This window comes from Pseudomonas sp. LBUM1653, from assembly GCF_059716115.1.
Genome location: NZ_CP166803.1, coordinates 6470626 through 6492272, shown reverse-complemented (window position 1 = coordinate 6492272; position 21647 = coordinate 6470626). Strand labels below are relative to the sequence as shown.

The following is a 21647-nucleotide window of genomic DNA, read 5'->3' as shown; positions in this document are numbered from 1 at the left end:
CGTTCGCGGTGGTGCAGTGTCGCTTGCCGCTTGCAGCTCCCTTACTGGGACTTTCTGACCCTCAAGTACCACTCGGACAGCAGTCGTACCTGTTTGTCGGTGTAACCGCGTTCGACCATTCGTGTGACGAAGTCGTTGTGTTTCTGCTGGTCCTCTTTGCTGGCCTTGGCGTTGAAGCTGATAACTGGCAGCAGGTCTTCGGTGTTGGAGAACATTTTCTTCTCGATGACCACCCGCAGTTTTTCGTAGCTGAGCCAGGTCGGGTTCTTGCCGTTGTTGTTGGCACGGGCGCGCAGCACGAAGTTGACGATCTCGTTGCGGAAATCCTTCGGATTGCTGATGCCGGCCGGTTTTTCGATTTTCTCCAGTTCTTCGTTCAGTGCTACGCGGTTGAGAATTTCGCCGGTTTCCGGGTCGCGGTACTCCTGATCCTGAATCCAGAAATCCGCATACAGCACGTAACGATCAAAGATGTTCTGGCCGTACTCGCTGTAGGACTCGAGGTAGGCGGTCTGGATCTCCTTGCCGATGAATTCGATGTACCGCGGTGCCAGGTACTCCTTGAGGAAGCGCAGGTAGCGTTCGCGGGTTTCAGCCTGGAACTGTTCCTGTTCGATCTGTTGCTCCAGCACGTAGAGCAGGTGCACCGGGTTGGCGGCGATTTCGTGCGGATCGAAGTTGAAGACCTTGGACAGGATCTTGAACGCGAAGCGGGTCGATAGACCGTTCATGCCTTCGTCAACACCGGCGTTGTCGCGATACTCCTGGATCGACTTGGCCTTCGGATCGGTGTCCTTGAGATTTTCGCCGTCATACACGCGCATCTTGGAGTAGATGTTGGAGTTTTCCGGCTCCTTCAGGCGTGAAAGCACAGTGAACTGGGCGAGCATCTTCAAGGTGTCGGGCGCGCAATGGGCTTTGGCCAGCGAGCTGTTGAACAGCAACTTGTCGTAGATCTTCACTTCGTCGCTGACCCGCAGGCAATACGGAACCTTGACGATGTAGATCCGGTCGATGAACGCTTCGTTGTTCTTGTTGTTGCGGAAAGTGTGCCATTCAGATTCGTTGGAGTGGGCCAGCAGGATCCCGGTAAACGGAATCGCCCCGAGGCCTTCGGTACTGTTGTAGTTGCCTTCCTGGGTGGCCGTCAGCAATGGGTGCAGCACCTTGATGGGCGCCTTGAACATTTCGACGAACTCCATCAAGCCCTGGTTGGCCCGGCACAGTGCGCCCGAATAGCTGTAGGCATCGGCGTCGTTCTGTGGGAATTCTTCCAGTTTGCGGATATCGACCTTGCCCACCAGTGCCGAGATGTCCTGGTTGTTTTCATCTCCCGGCTCGGTTTTGGCCACGGCGATCTGGTTGAGGATCGACGGATAGAGCTTGACCACGCGGAACTGGCTGATGTCGCCGCCGAATTCCGCCAGGCGCTTGGTGGCCCATGGCGACATAATGGTGTTGAGGTAGCGCCGCGGGATGCCGAAGTCTTCCTCGAGGATCGCGCCATCTTCAGTGGCGTTGAACAGACCCAGGGGCGATTCGAATACCGGCGAGCCCTTGATCGCGTAGAAGGGCACTCTTTCCATCAGTTGTTTGAGTTTTTCGGCCAGGGACGACTTACCGCCGCCGACAGGGCCGAGCAGATAAAGGATCTGTTTCTTCTCTTCCAGGCCTTGGGCAGCATGGCGGAAATACGACACGATCTGGTCGATGCATTCTTCCATCCCGTGGAAGTCTTCAAAGGCCGGGTAGCGACGGATTACCTTGTTGGAGAAGATTCGCGACAGCCTCGAGTTGGTCGAGGTGTCGAGCAGCTCCGGCTCGCCGATGGCCAGCAACAGACGCTCGGCGGCGGAAACGTAGGCGCTACGGTCCTTTTTGCACAACTCCAGATACTCTTGCAGAGAGAGTTCTTCCTGGCGTGTGGACTCGAAACGTTGTTGGAAGTGGCTAAAGATACTCATGACGTCACCTCGCTCGATACGTGGAGCCGACGCCGGATCATTCAGTCGATGCTGGCAGCAACCGAACAGGCAGTCGCTGTTTACCCCCCAGAACTCTTTCGAAGCTGACTACCCCGAAAGCTACTCCCGATGACCCGTGCGCCGGTGTACCGGCTCTCCCCTGTTTTGGATGGCCTGCGCTTAAGGATAGTTGGGAATTCAGGAGGTAAAGGCGAGATACGTAATTAGTTGTGGCAGACCGTTCGTCTGCCACCGCGCGAGCCCGCGGTAGCCGGGGCTTGCGCATGACAAAAAAATTATTCGCTGGTGCCTTGCGCCGTTTCCGCAGGATAAGTCGTACGCCACAGCTCAAAACCGCCATCCATGCTGTAGACGTCGGAGAAGCCCTGGCTGATCAGGTAGGCAGCGGCACCCTGGCTGGAGTTGCCGTGATAGCAGACCACCACGGTTGGCGCGTCCAGATCGGCGCCCTGGATGAAGGCATGTAGGGTGTGGTTGTCCAGATGCTTCGAGCCGCTGATGTGCAGGGCGGCAAAGGTCGCAGGATCCCGGACGTCGACCACCACTGCGCCTTGCTCGCGCAGGGCCTGGGCCTGTTCCGGGGGGATACGTTTGAATTCGCTCATGGCGGGCTCCTGTGGCTCGGCTGAAAGCGCAGTCTAGCGCGGGGCGCTGGCTGACGATGGTTCGGAAATCTGTGGGGCGACTGGTGGCACGGCGGCATGGCCGTGTTCGTCGCATTTGCAGGCCAGGCGTTCGCCTGTGTCGACATTCATCAGGGTCAGGGCACCGCCCCAGACACAGCCGGTGTCGAGGGCCGAGATGCCCGGCTCCTGGATCTTGCCTTCCAGTGCTGCCCAGTGGCCGAAGATGATCTTCAGGCCCTTGGTCTTGCGTTCCTTGTGCTGGAACCAGGGCTTGTAGCCGGCAGGTGCCGTGCCCAGGCCTTCCTTGCTCTTGAGGTCAAGCTTGCCCTCGGCCGTACAGAAGCGCATGCGTGTGAAATAGTTGGTAATCACCCGCAGGCGCGTCACGCCCTTGAGGTCGCTGTCCCATTTCGCCGGATCGTTACCGTACATGCCGTCGAGGTAGGGCGGCAGCAGGTTGTCATCGCGCAGGGCCGTCTCGACTTCGGCCGCGCATTTCAGCGCTTTGCGCAGCGACCATTGCGGCGGAATGCCGGCATGCACCATCGCCACGTTGCGCTGTTCGTCGTAATGCATCAGTTTTTGCTGACGCAGCCATTCCAGCAGCTCGGCGCTATCCGGGGCTTCGATAATCTCGCGCAGGGTGTCGGCTTTCTTCAGGCGCTCGATGTTCTTCCCGGCCGCTAGCAGGTGCAGGTCGTGGTTGCCGAGTACGCACACCAGCGAGTGGCGGATGCTATAGAGGAAGCGCAGGGTTTCCAGCGACTGCGGGCCGCGGTTGACCAGGTCGCCTACCAGCCACAGACGATCTTTTGCCGGGTCGAAGGCGACCTTCTTGAGCAGGCATTGCAATGCCTCGAGGCAGCCTTGCAGGTCGCCGACGGCATAGGTTGCCATTAGTGCAAGGCTCCGGGCACCGCCAGGCGGAATGGGGCGATGATGGCGTCGAAATGTTTGCCGTCGTCGGCGAGCATTTCGTAGGTGCCCTGCATGGTGCCGACCTTGGATGTCATGACGGTGCCGCTGCTGTAGGTATGGCTTTCACCCGGTTCGATCAGCGGTTGCTGGCCAACCACGCCCGCACCGCGAACTTCCTCGACATGCCCATCGCCATCGGTGATGACCCAGTGCCGTGACAACAGTTTGGCCGGTAGCAGGCCGTTATTCTGCACGGTGATGGTGTACGCGAAGGCAAAACGCTCTTGCTCGGGTTGCGATTGTTCTGCCAGATAGCGAGTGACGACGCTGACGTCGACCTGATAACGAGGATCGGACATGCAAAGGGCCTTAAAAACGAAGCGGAACGCGGGGCGTAACTGATAAGTCAGTCTAGGCCAGGTATCGGATAGTAAACCAGACATGGGCGCTGGTGTCCTACCCGATAACGCTTCAGTTCTGTCAGGCGTCCGCAGCTTTCTGTAGGACCTGTTCGCTAAGCTTGTCGGCAAGGCGCACGAAGGCCGCCAGATCGAGCTGCTCGGGACGCAAGCTGCCGTCGACGCCGGCGGCTTCGATTTCGGCGTTGCTCAGCAACAGCTTGAGGGTGTTGCGCAAGGTTTTGCGGCGCTGGTTGAAAGCTTCGCGCACGACGCGCTCCAGCAAACGGTGGTCCTTGGCCGGGTGCGGCAGTACCGCGTGGGGCACCAGGCGGACGATGGCCGAGTCGACTTTCGGTGGCGGATTGAACGCGCCAGGACCTACGTTGAACAGGTGTTCGACCCGGCAGTGGTACTGGACCATGATCGACAGCCGGCCCCAGTCACCGCCGCCTGGCCCTGCCGCCAGACGCTCGACCACTTCCTTTTGCAGCATGAAGTGCATGTCGCGAATCAGGTGGGCGTTGTGCAGCAGATGGAAAATCAGCGGTGTGGAAATGTTGTATGGCAGGTTGCCGACCACGCGCAAGCTGGCAGGTGCAGCGTTCAGGCTGGTGAAATCGAACTTCAACGCATCACCCTGATGCAGGTTGAAGTTGCTCTTGCCGGCAAACTGCTGGTTGAGGATCGGGATCAGGTCCTTGTCCAGTTCCACCACGTCGAGCTGGGCGCCGCTGCTGAGCAGGCCCTGGGTCAGCGCGCCCTGGCCAGGACCGATTTCCAGAAGACGGTCTTCGGCCTTGGCATGGATGGAGCGCAGGATGCGGTCGATAACGCCAGCATCGTGCAGAAAGTTCTGGCCAAAGCGCTTGCGCGCCTTGTGTTGGTATTGCTCGGTCATAAACGGGTCTCGGCCATCTGGTAGGCGGTTTCCAGGGCGACTTGCAGGCTGCCGGTGTCGATTTTGCCGCTGCCGGCCAGGTCCAGGGCGGTGCCGTGGTCGACCGATGTACGGATGATCGGCAAGCCGAGGGTCACATTGACTGCTGCGCCGAAGCCTTTGTATTTCAGCACAGGCAGGCCCTGGTCGTGGTACATCGCCAGCACTGCATCGCAGTGCTCCAGATATTTGGGGGTAAACAGAGTGTCGGCGGGCAAGGGGCCGCGTAGGTCCATGCCTTCGCCGCGCAGGCGCTCTAACGTGGGTTCGATGATATCGATTTCTTCATGGCCCAGGTGTCCGCCTTCACCGGCATGGGGGTTGAGCCCGCACACCAGGATGCGTGGCTGGGCGATGCCGAATTTGTCCTGCAGATCGGCGTGCAGGATTCGCGTGACCCGCTCCAGGCGCTCCGGCGTGATTGCATCGGCAATCTCGCGCAGGGGCAGGTGAGTGGTGACCAACGCCACGCGCAGACCGCGAGTGGCGAGCATCATGACCACTTGCTCGGTATGGGTCAGGTCGGCGAGGAATTCCGTGTGCCCGGAAAACGCGATACCGGATTCATTGATCACGCCTTTGTGCACCGGGGCGGTGATCATGCCGGCAAAATGCCCGTCCAGGCACCCTTGCCCAGCGCGGGTCAGGGTCTCCAGGACGAAAGCGGCGTTGGCCTTGTCCAGTTGCCCGGCGACCACCTTGGCGTTGAGCGGTGTATCCCAGACGTACAGGCTGTTGGCGGGAGCGGGAACATCCGGCCAGTTGTCCGGCGTGACGGGCAGCACATCGACAGCCACACCCAGCTGCGCGGCCCGCTCAAGGAGCAGGTCGCGGCTGGTGATGGCAATCAGGGGATGTGGCTGGGCGTGCGCGGCGAGCAGCAGGCACAGGTCGGGACCTATGCCGGCCGGTTCGCCGGGTGTCAGCGCGAAACGTTTGGGTTTCACTGCGTTGCCTGGTCGGCGCCAGGGAGCTTGATTTCAACGTACGCTTCGTCACGGATCTGACGCAGCCAGGTTTGCAGCTCTTCGTCGTACTTGCGGTTACGCAGCACGGTCATCGCTTGCTGTTCGCGAGCCTGGGTCGTGCTGTCGGTGGCGCGGCGACCGAGGACTTCCAGGACGTGCCAGCCGTATTGAGTCTGGAATGGCTTGGACAGCTGACCTTGCGGGGTCTTGGCCATCACTTCGCGGAACTCAGGAACCAATACATTCGGGTCGATCCAGTTCAGGTCGCCGCCATTGAGAGCGGAACCCGGATCTTCCGAGAAGCTTTTTGCCAGTTCGCCGAAATCTTCGCCTGCTTCGATGCGGGTGTAGAGCGACTCGGCCAGGGCCTTGGTTTTTGCTTCGTCACGGATCGGGCTTGGTTTGACCAGGATGTGACGTACGTGCACTTCGTCACGCACCTGCGCCTCACCGCCACGTTTGTCGGTGATCTTCAGGATGATGAAGCCCCCCGGCGTGCGCATGGGTTGGGTGATGTCGCCAACCGCCATGGTGCTCAACAGGCGATCGAAGGGTGGTGGCAGTTGAGCGGCTTTACGCCAGCCCATGTCGCCGCCTTCCAGCGCGGTTTCGCTGGCGGACTTGGCGATTGCCAACTGACCAAAGTCAGCGCCTTGCTTGAGCTGCTGGTAAACCGCGTCAGCCTGCTTGGCGGCATTCTGGATTGCGTCGGAGTTGGCGCTTTCCGGTGTAGGAATCAGGATGTTGGCCAGGCGGAACTCTTCGGACAGCTGCATTTTGCCAAGATCCGACGCCAGGAAGTTCTTCACTTCCTGCTCGGAGACCTGGATGCGCTCGGCGACGCGGCGCTGGCGCACGCGGCTGATGACCATTTCGCGACGAATCTGGTCGCGTGCGTCGTCATAGGACAGCCCGTCACGAGTCAGGGCGGCGCGGAATTGCTCGACCGACATGTTGTTGCGTTGGGCAATGGTGCCGACAGCCTGGTTCAGTTCTTCATCGGTGATACGGATGCCGGAGCGTTCGCCGATCTGCAGCTGCAGGTTCTCGACGATCAGGCGCTCAAGCACCTGTTGCTCCAGTACGCTGGCCGGTGGCACGGCGGTGCCGCGCTTGGCGATGGTTTGCTGAACTTCATGAACCCGTTGGTCCAGTTGGCTCTGCATGACCACGTCGTTGTCGACAATGGCCACCACTTTATCGATGGACTGAACCGCGGCGTTGGCCGCGGTACCCAGGAACAGCGCGCCCAGCAACAGCGGGCGCAGACAATCAGAAAGCTTGGTCTTCACGTTCACGATAACCTTGGATGCCTTTGTCGAGGAAACTCTCTACTTTGGAGCCAGTGAGGCCGCCGAGTCCCTTCAGAACAATTTGGAGGAAGACGCCATGGTCGCCTTTTTCGTTTTCCGGAGCGTCTTGACTGGTTTCGTCATAATCGACCCAGTAACGGTTGATCAGGCGCAGTTTCCAGCAGCAGTTGTCGTACTCGAAGCCACCAAAGGCTTCCAGGGTACGGTTGCGGTTGTAGTCGTACTGCCAGCGGCTGATGACGTTCCATTGCGGCACGACCGGCCAGATCACCGAGAAGTCGTGCTGTTCGATCTTGTAGTAGTCCTTCACGTAGCCAGGCTGGCCAGGGGTGCCGTAGTCACCGCCGCCCACTTGCCATGTACCGGAGTTCTGGTCGTAACGGACCTGGTCATTGCGATAGCGATAGCCGGCGTTGATGACCTTGTTCGGGTTGTCTTCTGGCTGGTAGTGGAACATCGCGCTACCCGAGCGAGGGCTGCGGCTGTCCGGGTCCCAGTTGTAATCGGCAGTGGTGCGCCAGTCGCGGTTCCAGCGATATTCGTACTCCAGCGCATAAGGAGAAACGTCAGAGTGCGCGTCTTCGCGGGTTTTTGCATCGATGCCCGGCAGCTGGACTTCGCGATCCTTGAAGTAGAAAGCCTGGCCGACGCTGATGCGTTGGCGCTCGAAGCCGTTTTCTTCGATCCAGCGGCTGGTCACGCCCAGGGACAGTTTGTTCTCGTCGCCGACACGGTCGGAGCCAGAGAAACGGTTGTCGCGGAACAGCGACGCATAGTTGAAGGTGTATTCGCTGGTATCGAATACCGGAATGTCTTCCTGGTCCTTCTCGGGTACATAGAGGTAGAACAGGCGTGGCTCAAGGGTCTGGTTATAGTCTTTGCCAAACCAGTTGGTCTTGCGATCGAAATACAGGCCGCTGTCGATACTTGCGATCGGCACGCCACGGTTCTGGTTGCTGTCGAACGTGCCGTTGAGCCGGTCCTGTTCTGCATTCTGCGCGGCAACCTGGCTTTTGCCGATGCTGTCCAGGTCCAGTTGGTACTGCGTGTACTGGTACTTGAGTTTTGGCGTCAGGAAGCCATAGCTGGCCTCCATCGGGAAGCTGACCGCTGGCGCAAGGTTGAGGCGATCGCCATTGGCGCGGGCCAGACCCTGAACGTTGGTGTCGAGGCGTGGCTCTACATTGCCGTCTTCATCGGTGAAGCTGCCGTTCTTCAAGTCCCGGTCGAACCGCACGAGCTCGGTGTCATAGGTGAAATTGAGGCCGCCTGGACGATCCGGCAGCGCACCGTTGAAGGTGATCTGCGGTAAACGGTCGTACGGAGTGATGTTCGACACAGTCGCCAGTTGATAAGCCTGGGCATTCACGCGGGCGGTGTAACTGTCGCCACGATAGGTAACGGCGCCCTGCTGGTTGACGTAGTCGGCACTCTTCACGCCAATCTGGTCGGTCTGCAGATCCTGGAAGTAATAAGGGTCGCTGATCTTGGTGTAATCGACTTCCGAGAATACACGCGAGTCGAGACCACCCTTGTGCTGCCAGTTGTACATGTAGCGGGTTTTTTCGTAATCGGTCTGCAGCTTGCGATCGTCGTTCTCGTCGTTGAGGTACGCGGCGCCGAACTGACCTTCGCTGGACTTGGTCAGGTAGCGGAACTCGCCTTCCATCAACAGGCCGCGATCGCTCATGTAGCGCGGGTACAACGTGGCATCGTAGTTCGGTGCCAGGTTGAAGTAGTACGGCGTGACCAGCAGGAAGCCGGTATCGCTGCCGGTGCCGATGGTCGGCGGCAGGAAGCCGGATTGACGACGGTCGTCGATCGGGAAATAGATATAGGGCGTGTACAGGACCGGAATGTCCTTGACCCGCAATGTCACGTTGGTCGCGGTACCGAAGCCGGTAGCCGGGTTCAAGGTGATGTTGTTGCCTTTGAGCTGCCAGGCGTTGCTGTTCGGCTCGCACGTGGTGTACGTACCATCCTTGAGGCGGATGATCGCGTTTTCGGCACGCTTGGCGTACAGCGCATTACCGCGGATACGGGATTTGTGCATCACGTATTCGGCGTTATCGACCTTGGCTTCACCGGTGTCGAGCTGCACGTCGGCGTGGTCGCCCACGATCAGTGCGCCGTTGTCGCGAATGCGTACGTTGCCGGCCAGTTCGCCACGGCTCTCGGCCTGGTAAAGGTTGGCCTCGTCGGCTTCGACCTGCATGCTGCCCTGTCGCATGACGACGTCACCGGCCAGGGTGGCGACCTGCTCATCCTGCTTGTAGCGGGAGGCTTTGGCGCCGATAAAGGTAGGGGCGTCACTTTTATTCGTCTTGTCATTCATGCCAGGACGAATCGGTTCGATATAGGAGCCAGAGCAATAAGGACCGGTTTCGGCCAATTGTGCTGCAGTGAGCTGCTCGCGCGGAACCCAGTCGAGGTGGCTGTAGTCTGCGCTACGCGACTTCAGGCCACGGCCTTTGGATTCGGTGACCAGTGCAGGTTTTGCACCTGTGTCTTCGCTGGTGCCCGTCTGGGCTGGCGACTCGCCGGTGGCGGAGACTGCGCTGCCTTCATGGACTGGACGCGGTGGCAATGCAGCCGCCTGCGATTTTGGCGCACAATTCCAGGCACCCGAAGCGGAGACCGAGCAGTCATACTGTTCCGCGGCGACCACGAAAGGGGTGGCCAGGGGTTGCAGAGCCAGCAAACTGCCGGTCATCAACAACGGAAATTTTTTACGAAACGCGGGGGATTTCAATGCCATCTTATTAGTCCGGGCTTCCTGCGTGCCATCTGCCCGCGGTGTGGGCCGCACGCCTCTCGATGGTCTGAAAAAGATGCTGGATAATAAAGCATGACCCGCTTGACGGCTAGCGCCGTCGGAGACCCTTGCAATGCCTGACCAAGATATACGTTTGCAACACCTGAAAGTTTGGCTCGATGAACAATTGGCAATCCTTTTTGCGCAACAGGGATGGGGTGCCGTCCCCCCGGCCACGTTGACTGCGGCCAGCAGCGACGCGAGTTTTCGGCGCTATTTCCGTTGGGAGGGCGCCGGTAGAAGCTTGATCGTGATGGACGCGCCACCGCCCCAGGAAAACTGCAAGCCTTTCGTGGATATCGCCTTTCTACTGGCGAAATCCGGAATAAATGTGCCGAAAATCTACGCCGAAGACCTTGAGCGCGGATTTCTTTTGCTCAACGACCTGGGCACCAAGACGTACCTGGACGTGATCGGCAGCGAAAACGCCGACGATTTGTTCAAGGATGCCCTGCAAGCGCTATTGGCGTTCCAGCAATTGCCGATGGTTGCGCCGCTGCCGAGTTACGACGTGGCGTTGTTGCGACGCGAGCTGGAATTGTTCCCCGAGTGGTACGTCAAGCATGAGTTGGGCATCGAGTTCGATGCGGCGCAGCAAGTGCTCTGGCAGCAGGTCAGCGATCTGTTGATCGACAGTGCCCTGGCCCAGCCGAAGGTCCTGGTGCACCGCGACTACATGCCGCGCAACCTGATGCTCAGCGAACCCAATCCCGGTGTGCTGGATTTCCAGGACGCCGTCTATGGTCCTGTCACCTACGACGTGACCTGCCTGTTCAAGGATGCCTTCCTCAGTTGGCCCGAGGAGCGCGTGCGCGGCTGGCTGAAAGATTATTGGCAGCAAGCGGGTGCTCTGGATATTCCGGTGCAGCCCGACTTCGAAGACTTCCTGCGCGCCAGCGACCTGATGGGCGTGCAGCGTCACCTGAAAGTGATCGGAATCTTCGCGCGCATTTGCCACCGCGACGGCAAGCCGCGCTACCTGGGCGATGTGCCACGCTTCTTTGCGTATATAGATGCGGTGATTGCGCGTCGTCCAGAACTGGCTGAACTGGATGTATTGCTGGCCAGCCTGCGTGCTGGAGTGACGGCATGAAGGCGATGATTCTGGCGGCAGGCAAGGGCGAGCGCATGCGTCCCTTGACCCTGACCACGCCCAAGCCGCTGGTTCGCGCCGGTGGCGTGCCGCTGATCGAGTATCACCTGCGAGCGCTGGCCGCTGCAGGGTTTACCGAGATCGTGATCAACCATGCCTGGCTCGGTCAGCAGATCGAAGACTTTCTGGGCGATGGTTCGCGCTACGGCGTCAGCATTGAGTATTCGGCCGAAGGCGAACCCTTGGAAACCGGTGGCGGAATCTTCCGCGCGTTGCCGTTGTTGGGTGACGAGGCTTTCCTGGTCGTGAACGGTGATATCTGGACCGACTACGATTTCAGCGTGTTGCATCAGCCCATCACCGGGCTGGCGCACCTGGTGCTGGCCGACAACCCGCCCCATCACCTCGCCGGTGACTTCAGCCTGACCGGCGACCAGGTCCGGGACGGTCAGCCGGACACTGTAACCCTGACCTACAGCGGTATCGCCGTGCTGCATCCACAGCTGTTCGATGGTTGCTCGGCAGGGGCCTTCAAGCTCGCGCCGCTGTTGCGCAAGGCCATGACGGACGGGCAAGTGACCGGCGAACGCCTGAAGGGACTTTGGGTCGATGTCGGCACCCACGAGCGCTTGGCCGAAGCTGAAGCCCTGATCGAAGCGAGCCGCTGACATGCTGTGGCCAGGGACTCTGATCGGGGCCGGAGCGGGCTTTGCCATCGCCAGCATTCCGGGGGCCATGCTCGGGGCCTTGCTGGGGCAGGTGCTGGATAGGCACCTGCATCTGCAAAGCTGGGCGCATCTGCGCGAAAAGCTCGGGGGTCGACCTGTCCTGCGCAACGACGAGTTGTTGTTTGTGTTGCTGGGGCGCCTGGCCAAGTGTGATGGAAGGGTAGTGGAGGGGCATATCCAGCAGGCTCGCGCGGAGATGCGTGCCCTGGAAATGTCCGAATCTGTACAGCGTCGGGCGATTGCCGCGTTCAATCGTGGCAAATCGGGCAGTGACCGGTTGCGTGGTCATTTACGCCGGCTGCGTTCGCAGCCTTTTGCCGCAGAAGGGGTTTTGCGCGCCTGTTGGCGGATGGTTTGGGCCGATGGGCATGCGGGCACCCGCGAGCGTGAACTGCTGCTCCAGTGGGGCCATTGGCTGGGGTGGAGCGAGCGACAGGTCAAGGCGTTGGCGGCCGATTACGAGCCACAGCAGCGACCGTTGGTGAGCAGTGTGACAACCTATCAGGACGCCTTGCGGCTGTTGGGTGTGTCTGCCACCAGTGAGCCCGCCCAGATCAAGCGCGCCTATCGACGCCTGCTCAGTCGCCATCACCCGGACAAGATTGCCGGCAGTGGCGCAACGGCGTCACAGGTTCGCGAGGCCACCGACAAGACGCGCGAGCTGCACAATGCCTATACGTTGATTCGTCAGCGGCGGGATTTTCGCTAGCAGAGATTTGTCTCGCCAGTGATGCCGCCTTCGCGAGCAGGCTCGCTCCCACAGGGATTTGTATGGATTACAGATCAATGGGGGGCGACTCGGTCAATCAGCCCGGCGCATTTTGCGGATTCAACCAGCCCCGCACCCGGCGTACCAGTTGTTCCTGTTGTGCCTTGTTATTACCTGGCAAAGCCTTGAGCGAGACCTGGCTGAAGGCCGAGGTCTTCAGGCGTTTGCTGGCCTGCAAGCGGGCCAGCGCCGCGTTGCGATCCAGCTGCTTGTCCATATAGAAGAGGTCGGCGGTGGGCAGCTTGAGGGTTGGCGCGAGTTCGTCCAGTTCAGGTGTCACTTTGACTGGCGTCTGCGCGGCGACCATGACGAAGCGCTCGACTTGCGCCGTCTGCTTCTCGCTCAGATACCGCGCGGCCCAATAGGCCCCCGTGCCGTGCCCCAACACCACGATGCTGCGAGCGCTTTGCTGTTCGGCAAAAGCGATGGCCGCGTCGATTCGGGCGAAAATCCGCTCGGCGTCAGCCTTGGTCTGCTCGTCGGCGGTTTCAGCTACAGCCCTGTCTGCCACTTCGGCTTCACCGCCCGCCGCCTGTTCGATGGGGCCCGCGGTGGTCGAATCTTTGCTGCCGACATCTGGCGCCTTGGGTGCTGGAACGGCGTCCACCACGCGTGGCGCAATGGCATCACGTTGCAAATCAGGCAGGGTGATACTCAGGCTGCTCCATTGGGCATCCGGCAATTGGCGACGCAGCGGACCGATTGCTTGCGGCCAGTCAACGGTTTCGCCAGCGCCGGGGATGATAATGACTGCGCCTTTGGGGTCAGCGGAGTTGGCCGGCTTCCACAGGGCCAGGAACGTATCGCTGCCCGCTTGCAATGGTTGCTGTTCCTGGAGTGGAATTTTTCGCTCCAGTGCAGTGGCTTCTTCCTGACTACGCTCAGGCAACGGCTGGCGTTCGAGCGGTTTTCCTTCGGTTTTTTCCGCTGCGGCAGTTGCCGGATCGGCCGCCTCAACGGAAAAAGCCCATGGCAGGATCAGCGACAGGCACAATGCTGGCAGTGCCAGGCGGTAGACAGGGGGCATCGGATATTCCAGGCCAGAAGTGATTCCGGCAGCCTAAAGGGTTGGTCAGTTTTTGTCAGTGTGTGAGAGTTCGATGATGCGTTTTCGCTGCCTGTGGGTTATCGGCTGTTTGTGGTTGCCCTTGATGGGCTGGGCGGCGGCCGCGCTACCGGCGCATGTCGCGCCATTGTCGGCAGGTCAGCAACAATGGCTGGCGCAGCAGGGCGATTTGCGTGTCGGACTGGTGTTGCAAGCGCCCTACGCCCAGTACGACCGCCGCTTGCAGCGCCTGTCCGGGGTCAATGTCGAGCTGATGAAGTGGCTGGCCAAGTCGCTCAAGGTCGAACTGAGCTGGCGCAACTTTCCCGATCTCGAGCAATTGGAAGCGGCCGCGCGCGCAGGCGAAATCGACATGGCCCCAGGGCTGACCCAGACCCCTGGCGGTCTGCGCCTGTGGCAGTTTTCCGATCCGTACATGCGGGTGCCGCAGCTGGTGGTCAGCGACCAGAAAAGCACCGGTGCGATTGAGCTGGAAAAACTCGACAGCCAAACCCGCGTCGCCGTGCGTATGCCCAGTGCCACCGCCGACTACCTGCGCGGCAATTATCCCCATTTGAACCTGCAGGGTGTACCGGTCGAACGCCAGGCGTTGCAACTGTTGCTGAGCCAGCAAGCTGCCTACGCGGTGGTCGACGAGGCGCAGTTGGGGCGCCTGTCCGTCGAACCTGAGTTCGCCGGGCTGGTGGTGGTCGGTGATGTCGGCTTGCCACAACTGCTGCGGGTGGCCACGCGGCGCGACCTGCCGGAGTTGGCCGGTATTGTCGAAAGCGCGCTGCGTGCGATCCCGGCCAAGGACCTGGAGGCGCTGCACAACCAGTGGCTGCAACCCAAGTACCCACGGCTCAGCGAATCCCCGGGGTTCTGGCAAAACCTCTGCCTGCTGTTGTTGGTGTTGGCGCTCAGCGCCATGGCCATCGTGTTCTGGCAGCGGCGCCAGCAGCACGGCCTGGAGCAACGACTGGCGGCGGCGCAGGCTGACATCGCTTTGCGCGCTGCCAGCGAAGAGGCCCTGCGGCTCACGCAGTTTTCCATCGACCAGAGCACCGTCGGCATTCTCTGGGTGAACTGGGACAGCCACGTGCGCTACGCCAACCGAGCTGCTGAAAGCATGCTGGGCTATCCGCCCGCAGGGATTATCAACCGGCCATTGATCGAGTTCGAGCCCGGCCTGCACATGGATCGCTGGTTGAACCTGTGGAAGCGTGCCAGGGCCAGTGACGACGCGCCGCAAAGTTTCGAAACCAATTGCCTGCGGGCCGATGGCAGCATCCTGCCGACCGATGTCTCCTTGAGCTTTCTGCGCTTTCGCGAGGGCGAGTACCTGGTGGTCTACCTGACCGACGTCACCGAACGGCGTCGTGCCCTGGCAGCGTTGCAGGAAAGTGAAGCGCGTTTGCAAGGGATCGCGGCGAATGTGCCTGGCCTGGTCTTTCGCCTGGAGCGGGCGCCGGTGACAGGTCAGATCGACTTTGCCTACATCAGTGAAGGCAGCGAGAGTCTGGTGGGTTACTCGCCAGCGACCCTGGCCCATCGCGACAAAGGCCTGCGCAGTCTGGTGCACCCAGACGACAAGGCCAGCTATCACCAGACCCAGGACCATGCGCTGGACACTGACAGCGACTGGTCCTGGCAAGGGAGGATTCTCACGCGTCAGGGGGAACAACGCTGGGCGGAAATCAAGGCGATTACCCGTCGACTTGAGGGCGGCGCCTACGTTTGGGATGGCATTGTCTGGGATATCAGCGAGAGCAAGCGCATCGAACTGGAACTGGCCAGCTCACGTGAGCAATTGCGCGAGTTGTCCGCGCACCTGGAGAGCGTGCGCGAAGAGGAGAAGGCGCGCATTGCCCGGGAAGTTCACGACGAACTGGGCCAGATGTTGACGGTGCTCAAGCTGGAAACGTCCATGTGCGAGCTGGCTTATTCGCAACTCGACCCCGGATTGAACGAGCGCTTGAACAGCATGAAGCGTTTGATCGCCCAGCTGTTCCAGCTGGTACGCGATGTGGCGACGGCGTTGCGACCACCGATTCTGGATGCCGGGATTGCCTCGGCCATCGAATGGCAGGCGCGCCGCTTCGAGGCGCGCACGCAGATTCCGTGTCTGGTACAGGTGCCGGAAAATTTACCGGTGCTCAGTGATGCCAAGGCCATCGGCCTGTTTCGTATCCTTCAGGAAGCGCTGACCAATGTCATGCGTCACGCCCAGGCGCATACTGTCGAGCTGACACTGGCCCTTGAAGGCAATGACCTGTGTCTGACCGTCAGCGATGATGGCGTAGGATTTGTCCCCTCAAGCTGCAGGCCGACATCCTTTGGGGTGGTCGGCATGCGCGAGAGGGTGTTGATCATGGGCGGGCAACTGTCCCTTGAGAGTGAGCCGGGTGAGGGCACGACCCTGACTGTGCGAGTACCGTTGGATAAGGAGACGTAAGTGATCCGTGTACTGGTAGCCGAAGACCACACCATCGTCCGCGAAGGCATCAAGCAATTGATCGGCCTGGCCAAGGACTTGTTGGTGGTGGGGGAGGCGAGCAATGGCGAACAGTTGCTCGAGACCCTGCGGCATGTTCCCTGCGAAGTGGTGCTGCTGGATATCTCCATGCCGGGAGTCAACGGCCTTGAGGCGATCCCGCGGATTCGTGCCTTGAACAACCCACCGGTGATCCTGGTGTTGTCGATGCATGACGAGGCGCAGATGGCGGCACGGGCCTTGAAGGTCGGTGCGGCGGGCTATGCCACCAAGGACAGTGATCCGGCCCTGTTGCTGACGGCCATCCGCCGGGTAGCCGCGGGAGGTCGTTACATCGACCCGGACCTGGCCGACCGTATGGTCTTCGAGGTCGGCCTGACCGATTCGCGGCCGTTGCACTCATTGCTCTCGGAACGTGAGTTTTCCGTGTTCGAACGCCTTGCCCAAGGCGCCAACGTCAACGACATTGCCCAGCAACTGGCGCTGAGCAGCAAAACCATCAGCACTCACAAGGCGCGGTTGATGCAGAAGCTCAACATCACCTCGCTGGCGGAGCTGGTGAAATACGCGATGGAACATAAGCTTCTCTGAACCTGTGGGAGCGAGCTTGCTCGCGATGGCGTCCTGTCAGATATGCATGTGTTGACTGGCAGGACGCCATCGCGAGCAAGCTCGCTCCCACAGGTTTCGTGTTCGCATACCCATTTGCGACACATAGTTACAGCGTTTTTGCCTTTACTTGCTGCTTCTAGCTGACAGCTTGCCACTGCGTTTGCCAAAACGCGCCATCCTTGTAGGGCAATCCCTACCCCCAGTCTTCCATAAGGCTGAGGCGATTCTCTCTTGCGCCCCGATTTGCGTGGTCCCCAGCGTCCACTAGGCTTAGTCCACAGCAGTCATCAACAACAAGGGTGTGGGTATGAGCCAGGTCGATTCAAGCGCAGGGGCCAATGATGTTCTGGTCAGCTTTCGTGGAGTGCAGAAGAGCTACGATGGCGAGAACCTGATCGTCAAGGACCTCAACCTGGACATTCGCAAGGGCGAATTCCTCACCTTGCTCGGGCCTTCCGGCTCCGGCAAGACCACCAGCCTGATGATGCTCGCCGGTTTCGAAACACCGACAGCGGGCGAAATCCTGCTGGCCGGACGCGCCATCAACAACGTGCCGCCGCACAAGCGTGACATCGGCATGGTGTTTCAGAATTACGCGTTGTTCCCGCACATGACGGTCGCCGAGAACCTCGGGTTCCCGCTGACCGTGCGCGGTTTGAACAAAAGCGACGTCAGCGACAAAGTCAAAAAAGTCCTGAGCATGGTGCAGCTCGATACGTTCGCCCAGCGTTATCCGGCGCAACTGTCCGGTGGCCAGCAGCAGCGTGTGGCACTGGCCCGCGCACTGGTGTTCGAGCCGCAGCTGGTGCTGATGGACGAACCCCTTGGCGCACTCGATAAACAGCTGCGCGAACACATGCAGATGGAAATCAAGCACCTGCACCAGCGTCTGGGCGTGACCGTGGTCTACGTGACCCACGACCAGGGCGAAGCCCTGACCATGTCCGACCGTGTGGCGGTGTTCCATCAAGGCGAAATCCAGCAGATCGCACCGCCGCGAACCCTTTATGAAGAGCCGAAAAATACCTTCGTCGCCAACTTCATCGGCGAGAACAACCGCCTCAATGGCCGTCTGCACAGCCAGACCGGCGACCGCTGTGTGGTCGAACTGAGCCGTGGTGAAAAAGTTGAAGCACTGGCGGTGAATGTCGGCAAGACCGGCGAACCCGTCACCCTGTCGATTCGTCCGGAACGCGTGAGCCTCAATGGCTCCAGCGAGTCCTGCGTCAACCGCTTCTCGGGAAGGGTGGCGGAATTCATCTATCTGGGCGACCACGTCCGGGTTCGCCTGGAAGTCTGTGGCAAGACCGACTTCTTCGTGAAGCAACCGATTGCCGAGCTCGATCCTGCGCTCGCGGTCGGTGACGTGGTACCGCTTGGCTGGCAGGTCGAACACGTTCGTGCGCTCGACCCACTTCTAGAGGCGCACTGATCGCCCCGGCTTCAACAACACTAACCCTGCACGTGGAGAGAACAATAAATGTTGAGATCCCTGAAATTCACCGCCCTGGCACTGGGCATGATGGGGGCAGCAAGCGCAATGGCGGCTGGCCCGGACCTGACCGTGGTGTCCTTTGGCGGGGCGAACAAGGCCGCGCAGGTCAAAGCCTTCTACGCACCGTGGGAAGCGGCAGGCAACGGCAAGATCGTGGCGGGCGAATACAACGGCGAAATGGCCAAGGTCAAGGCCATGGTCGACACCAAGAGCGTGTCCTGGGACCTGGTGGAAGTTGAATCGCCAGAACTGTCCCGCGGTTGCGACGAAGACATGTTCGAACAGCTCGACCCGGCGCTGTTCGGCAAGACTTCAGACTATGTCAAAGGCGCTATCCAGCCATGCGGCGTGGGTTTCTTCGTGTGGTCGACCGTATTGGCCTACAACGCCGACAAGCTGAAAACCGCACCGACCAGTTGGGTGGATTTCTGGGACACCAAGCAGTTCCCGGGCAAGCGCGGCCTGCGCAAAGGCGCCAAGTACACCCTGGAGTTCGCACTGATGGCTGACGGCGTTGCGCCGAAAGACGTCTACAAGGTGCTGGCCGGCAAAGACGGTCAAGACCGCGCGTTCAAGAAACTCGACGAACTCAAGCCCAACATCCAGTGGTGGGAAGCCGGCGCACAACCGCCGCAATACCTCGCTTCTGGTGACGTGGTCATGAGCTCGGCCTACAACGGCCGCATCGCTGCCGTGCAGAAAGAAAGCAACCTGAAAGTGGTGTGGAACGGCGGCATCTACGACTTCGACGCATGGGCGATTCCAAAAGGTCTGGACCCCAAGCGCGCCGAAGCGGCGAAGAAATTCATCGCCTTCTCGGTACAGCCACAGCAGCAGAAGACCTACTCGGAAAACATCGCCTACGGCCCGGCCAACACCCAGGCCGTTCCACTGTTGTCCAAGGATGTCCTGAAAGACATGCCGACCACCCCGGAAAACATCGCCAACCAGGTGCAGATCGACGTCAGCTTCTGGGCTGACAACGGAGAGCAACTGGAACAGCGCTTCAATTCCTGGGCTGCAAAATAAACGCACGACCCTGTGGGAGCGAGCCTGCTCGCGAAAGCGGTAGATCTGACGGCAATGATTTCGCATGTGCCGACGCCTTCGCGAGCAGGCTCGCTCCCACACTAAAAGTTCGAGGTGATATGTCACCTCTGTAACGATCAAAGATTTCCGGAGTACGCCATGGCTATCGCCGTTCCCGTGAACGCGGGCACTGACCCCACCTTGAAGCAGCGGCTCAAGCATGCCGAGCGGGTCAACCGCTGGAAGGCCCAGGCGTTGATCGCGCCGCTGGTGCTGTTTCTGTTGCTGGTGTTCCTGGTGCCAATCGTGGCGCTGCTCTACAAAAGCGTGGGTAACCCGGAAGTGGTCGGCGGTATGCCGCGCACCGTGGCAGCCATTGCCAGCTGGGATGGCCGAGGCCTGCCTGCCGAGCCGGTCTACAAGGCGGCCAGCGAAGACCTCGCCGAAGCGCGCAAGAATCAGACCCTGGGCGATTTGTCCAAACGCTTGAACATGGAGTTGGCCGGCTATCGCAGCCTGCTGACCAAAACCGCCCGCGCCTTGCCGTTCGCCACTGAACCGGCCTCTTATAAAGAAGCGCTGGAAGGTCTCGACGAGCGTTGGGGTGACCCGGCCTACTGGCAAGCCGTACGCCGCAACACCAGCAGCATTACTCCGTACTATTTGCTGGCCGCCGTCGATCACCGCATCGACGACCTCGGCGAAATCGCCCCGGCTACCCCGGATCAGGCAATCTACCTCGACATCTTTGCCCGCACCTTCTGGATGGGCCTGATCATCACCGTGATCTGCCTGGTGCTCGCGTATCCATTGGCTTATCTGCTGGCGAACCTGCCGTCGCGCCAGAGCAACCTGCTGATGATTCTGGTGCTACTGCCGTTCTGGACGTCGATCCTGGTACGTGTCGCAGCGTGGATCGTGTTGCTGCAATCGGGTGGCCTGATCAACAGCGGCCTGATGGCGATGGGCATCATCGATAAGCCGATAGAGCTGGTGTTCAACCGGGTAGGTGTCTACATCTCCATGGTGCACATCCTGCTGCCGTTCATGATCCTGCCGATCTACAGCGTGATGAAAGGCATTTCGCCGACCTACATGCGTGCCGCCATTTCCCTCGGCTGCCACCCGTTCGCCAGCTTCTGGCGGGTGTACTTCCCGCAAACCTATGCCGGTGTCGGCGCCGGTTGCCTGTTGGTGTTCATACTCGCCATCGGCTATTACATCACCCCGGCGTTGCTGGGCAGCCCGAACGATCAGATGGTCAGCTACTTCGTCGCCTTCTACACCAACACCAGCATCAACTGGGGCATGGCCACCGCACTCGGTGGGCTGCTGCTATTGGCGACCGTGGTGCTTTATCTGATTTACAGCTGGCTGGTGGGCGCCAGTCGCCTGCGCCTGAGCTAAGGGGAGAATGAAATGCTGAGTCCTTATATGTCGCCCATTGAGCGGGTGTGGTTCTACAGCTTGCGGATCCTCTGCGGCTTGATTCTGTTGTTCCTGATCCTGCCGGTGCTGGTGATCATCCCGCTGTCGTTCAACTCCGGCAGTTTTCTGGTGTACCCGCTGCAAGGCTTCTCGCTGCAGTGGTACCACGACTTTTTCGCCTCGGCGGAATGGATGCGCGCCCTGAAGAACAGCATCATCGTCGCCCCGGCGGCTACGGTGCTGGCCATGGTGTTCGGTACGCTGGCGGCCATCGGCCTGACCCGTGGCGACTTCCCCGGCAAACCGCTGGTGATGGCGCTGGTCATTTCACCGATGGTGGTGCCGGTGGTGATCATTGGTGTGGCCAGCTATCTGTTCTTTGCGCCGTTGGGTCTGGGCAACAGCTTCTTCTCGCTGATTGTGGTGCATGCGGTGCTGGGCGTGCCGTTCGTGATCATCACCGTGTCGGCGACATTGCAGGGGTTTAACCAGAACCTGGTGCGTGCGGCGGCCAGCCTCGGTGCTTCGCCGCTGACGGCGTTCCGTCGGGTGACCTTGCCGTTGATCGCGCCCGGTGTGATTTCCGGTGCTTTGTTCGCCTTCGCCACTTCGTTCGATGAGGTGGTGGTGACGCTGTTCCTCGCCGGCCCTGAGCAAGCGACCTTGCCAAGGCAGATGTTCAGCGGCATCCGCGAAAACCTCAGCCCGACCATCGCCGCCGCCGCGACGCTGTTGATCGCCTTCTCGGTGATCCTGTTGCTGACCCTGGAATGGTTGCGTGGTCGCAGCGAGAAACTGCGCACCGCACAGGTCTGACAGATTACATCATTTCCTGTGGGAGCGAGCTTGCTCGCGATGGCTGCCTGACATTCACCACTGATGTCGCCAGACAGTCCGCTATCGCGAGCAAGCTCGCTCCCACAGTGATCTTTGGTGTTTTCAGGGGTTGTGGTCATTCATGGCCTGAATACCAGACATCCCCCAATCCCCA

At 60.2% G+C, this 21647-nt stretch carries 18 protein-coding genes; 9 read left to right on the top strand and 9 right to left on the bottom strand.

The window, feature by feature from the left end:
* Window positions 1-41: 41 nt before the first annotated feature.
* From ACA054_RS29410 to ACA054_RS29375, 8 genes are all read right to left on the bottom strand, one after another.
* Window positions 42-1964, bottom strand: a complete 1923-nt coding sequence (locus ACA054_RS29410) for a PrkA family serine protein kinase (RefSeq protein WP_008061555.1) — start codon at window positions 1962-1964, stop codon at window positions 42-44.
* A 296-nt stretch (window positions 1965-2260) separates the two neighbouring features.
* Entirely contained in the window at window positions 2261-2590 is a 330-nt protein-coding gene (gene glpE, locus ACA054_RS29405) for a thiosulfate sulfurtransferase GlpE (RefSeq protein WP_497687267.1), read from the bottom strand.
* 33 nt (window positions 2591-2623) lie between these two features.
* The gene (locus tag ACA054_RS29400) at window positions 2624-3508 is read right to left on the bottom strand and encodes a symmetrical bis(5'-nucleosyl)-tetraphosphatase (RefSeq protein ID WP_497687266.1); all 885 of its coding nucleotides are present in this window, start codon (window positions 3506-3508) and stop codon (window positions 2624-2626) included.
* Entirely contained in the window at window positions 3508-3888 is a 381-nt protein-coding gene (gene apaG / locus ACA054_RS29395) for a Co2+/Mg2+ efflux facilitator ApaG/CorD (protein WP_497687265.1), read from the bottom strand. The genes ACA054_RS29400 and apaG overlap by 1 nt, the downstream gene beginning before the upstream one ends.
* 121 nt (window positions 3889-4009) lie before the next feature.
* Window positions 4010-4828 (bottom strand): 16S rRNA (adenine(1518)-N(6)/adenine(1519)-N(6))-dimethyltransferase RsmA, encoded by an 819-nt coding sequence (gene rsmA, locus ACA054_RS29390; RefSeq protein WP_497687264.1) that lies wholly within the window; start codon window positions 4826-4828, stop codon window positions 4010-4012.
* Window positions 4825-5814 (bottom strand): 4-hydroxythreonine-4-phosphate dehydrogenase PdxA, encoded by a 990-nt coding sequence (gene pdxA / locus ACA054_RS29385; protein ID WP_497687263.1) that lies wholly within the window; start codon window positions 5812-5814, stop codon window positions 4825-4827. Before pdxA ends, rsmA begins: the two co-directional genes overlap by 4 nt.
* Complete coding sequence (gene surA, locus ACA054_RS29380; protein WP_497687262.1) at window positions 5811-7127, bottom strand: peptidylprolyl isomerase SurA; 1317 nt, start codon at window positions 7125-7127, stop codon at window positions 5811-5813. The genes pdxA and surA overlap by 4 nt, the downstream gene beginning before the upstream one ends.
* A complete protein-coding gene (locus tag ACA054_RS29375) occupies window positions 7108-9906 on the bottom strand; it encodes an LPS-assembly protein LptD (RefSeq protein WP_497687261.1) in 2799 nt (932 codons plus the stop codon). The genes surA and ACA054_RS29375 overlap by 20 nt, the downstream gene beginning before the upstream one ends.
* 130 nt (window positions 9907-10036) lie before the next feature.
* Here ACA054_RS29375 and ACA054_RS29370 point away from each other — a divergent pair, with 130 nt between their 5' ends.
* Genes ACA054_RS29370 through ACA054_RS29360 form a run of 3 tightly spaced genes read left to right on the top strand, consistent with a single transcriptional unit; the run spans window position 10037 to window position 12493 of the window.
* Window positions 10037-11056, top strand: coding sequence for an aminoglycoside phosphotransferase family protein (locus tag ACA054_RS29370; RefSeq protein WP_497687260.1), 1020 nt, complete (start codon window positions 10037-10039; stop codon window positions 11054-11056).
* On the top strand, window positions 11053-11724 hold the full coding sequence (gene murU / locus ACA054_RS29365; RefSeq protein WP_497687259.1) for an N-acetylmuramate alpha-1-phosphate uridylyltransferase MurU: 672 nt from the start codon (window positions 11053-11055) through the stop codon (window positions 11722-11724). The genes ACA054_RS29370 and murU overlap by 4 nt, the downstream gene beginning before the upstream one ends.
* A gap of 1 nt (window position 11725) precedes the next feature.
* Complete coding sequence (locus ACA054_RS29360) at window positions 11726-12493, top strand: DnaJ domain-containing protein (RefSeq protein WP_497687258.1); 768 nt, start codon at window positions 11726-11728, stop codon at window positions 12491-12493.
* Window positions 12494-12590: 97 nt separating this feature from the next.
* On the opposite strand, the gene ACA054_RS29355 is transcribed toward ACA054_RS29360, so the two are convergent.
* Window positions 12591-13580, bottom strand: coding sequence for an alpha/beta hydrolase family protein (locus ACA054_RS29355; protein ID WP_497687257.1), 990 nt, complete (start codon window positions 13578-13580; stop codon window positions 12591-12593).
* A 73-nt stretch (window positions 13581-13653) separates the two neighbouring features.
* Here ACA054_RS29355 and ACA054_RS29350 point away from each other — a divergent pair, with 73 nt between their 5' ends.
* The 6 genes from ACA054_RS29350 (at window position 13654) to ACA054_RS29325 (ending at window position 21472) form a co-directional block, all read left to right on the top strand.
* Window positions 13654-16053 carry a PAS domain-containing sensor histidine kinase gene (locus ACA054_RS29350; protein ID WP_497687256.1) on the top strand — a complete coding sequence of 800 codons (2400 nt, stop codon included), beginning with the start codon at window positions 13654-13656 and terminating at the stop codon, window positions 16051-16053.
* Window positions 16054-16683, top strand: a complete 630-nt coding sequence (locus ACA054_RS29345) for a response regulator (RefSeq protein WP_020798801.1) — start codon at window positions 16054-16056, stop codon at window positions 16681-16683.
* Between the two features lie 328 nt (window positions 16684-17011).
* Entirely contained in the window at window positions 17012-18136 is a 1125-nt protein-coding gene (locus tag ACA054_RS29340) for an ABC transporter ATP-binding protein (RefSeq protein WP_497687255.1), read from the top strand.
* A gap of 48 nt (window positions 18137-18184) precedes the next feature.
* Window positions 18185-19228 carry an ABC transporter substrate-binding protein gene (locus tag ACA054_RS29335; RefSeq protein WP_497687254.1) on the top strand — a complete coding sequence of 348 codons (1044 nt, stop codon included), beginning with the start codon at window positions 18185-18187 and terminating at the stop codon, window positions 19226-19228.
* A gap of 159 nt (window positions 19229-19387) precedes the next feature.
* Window positions 19388-20635: an ABC transporter permease gene (locus ACA054_RS29330; protein WP_459730600.1), complete on the top strand. Its 1248-nt coding sequence runs from the start codon at window positions 19388-19390 to the stop codon at window positions 20633-20635.
* 12 nt (window positions 20636-20647) lie between these two features.
* Window positions 20648-21472, top strand: coding sequence for an ABC transporter permease (locus ACA054_RS29325; RefSeq protein WP_008061581.1), 825 nt, complete (start codon window positions 20648-20650; stop codon window positions 21470-21472).
* Window positions 21473-21647 lie beyond the last annotated feature (175 nt).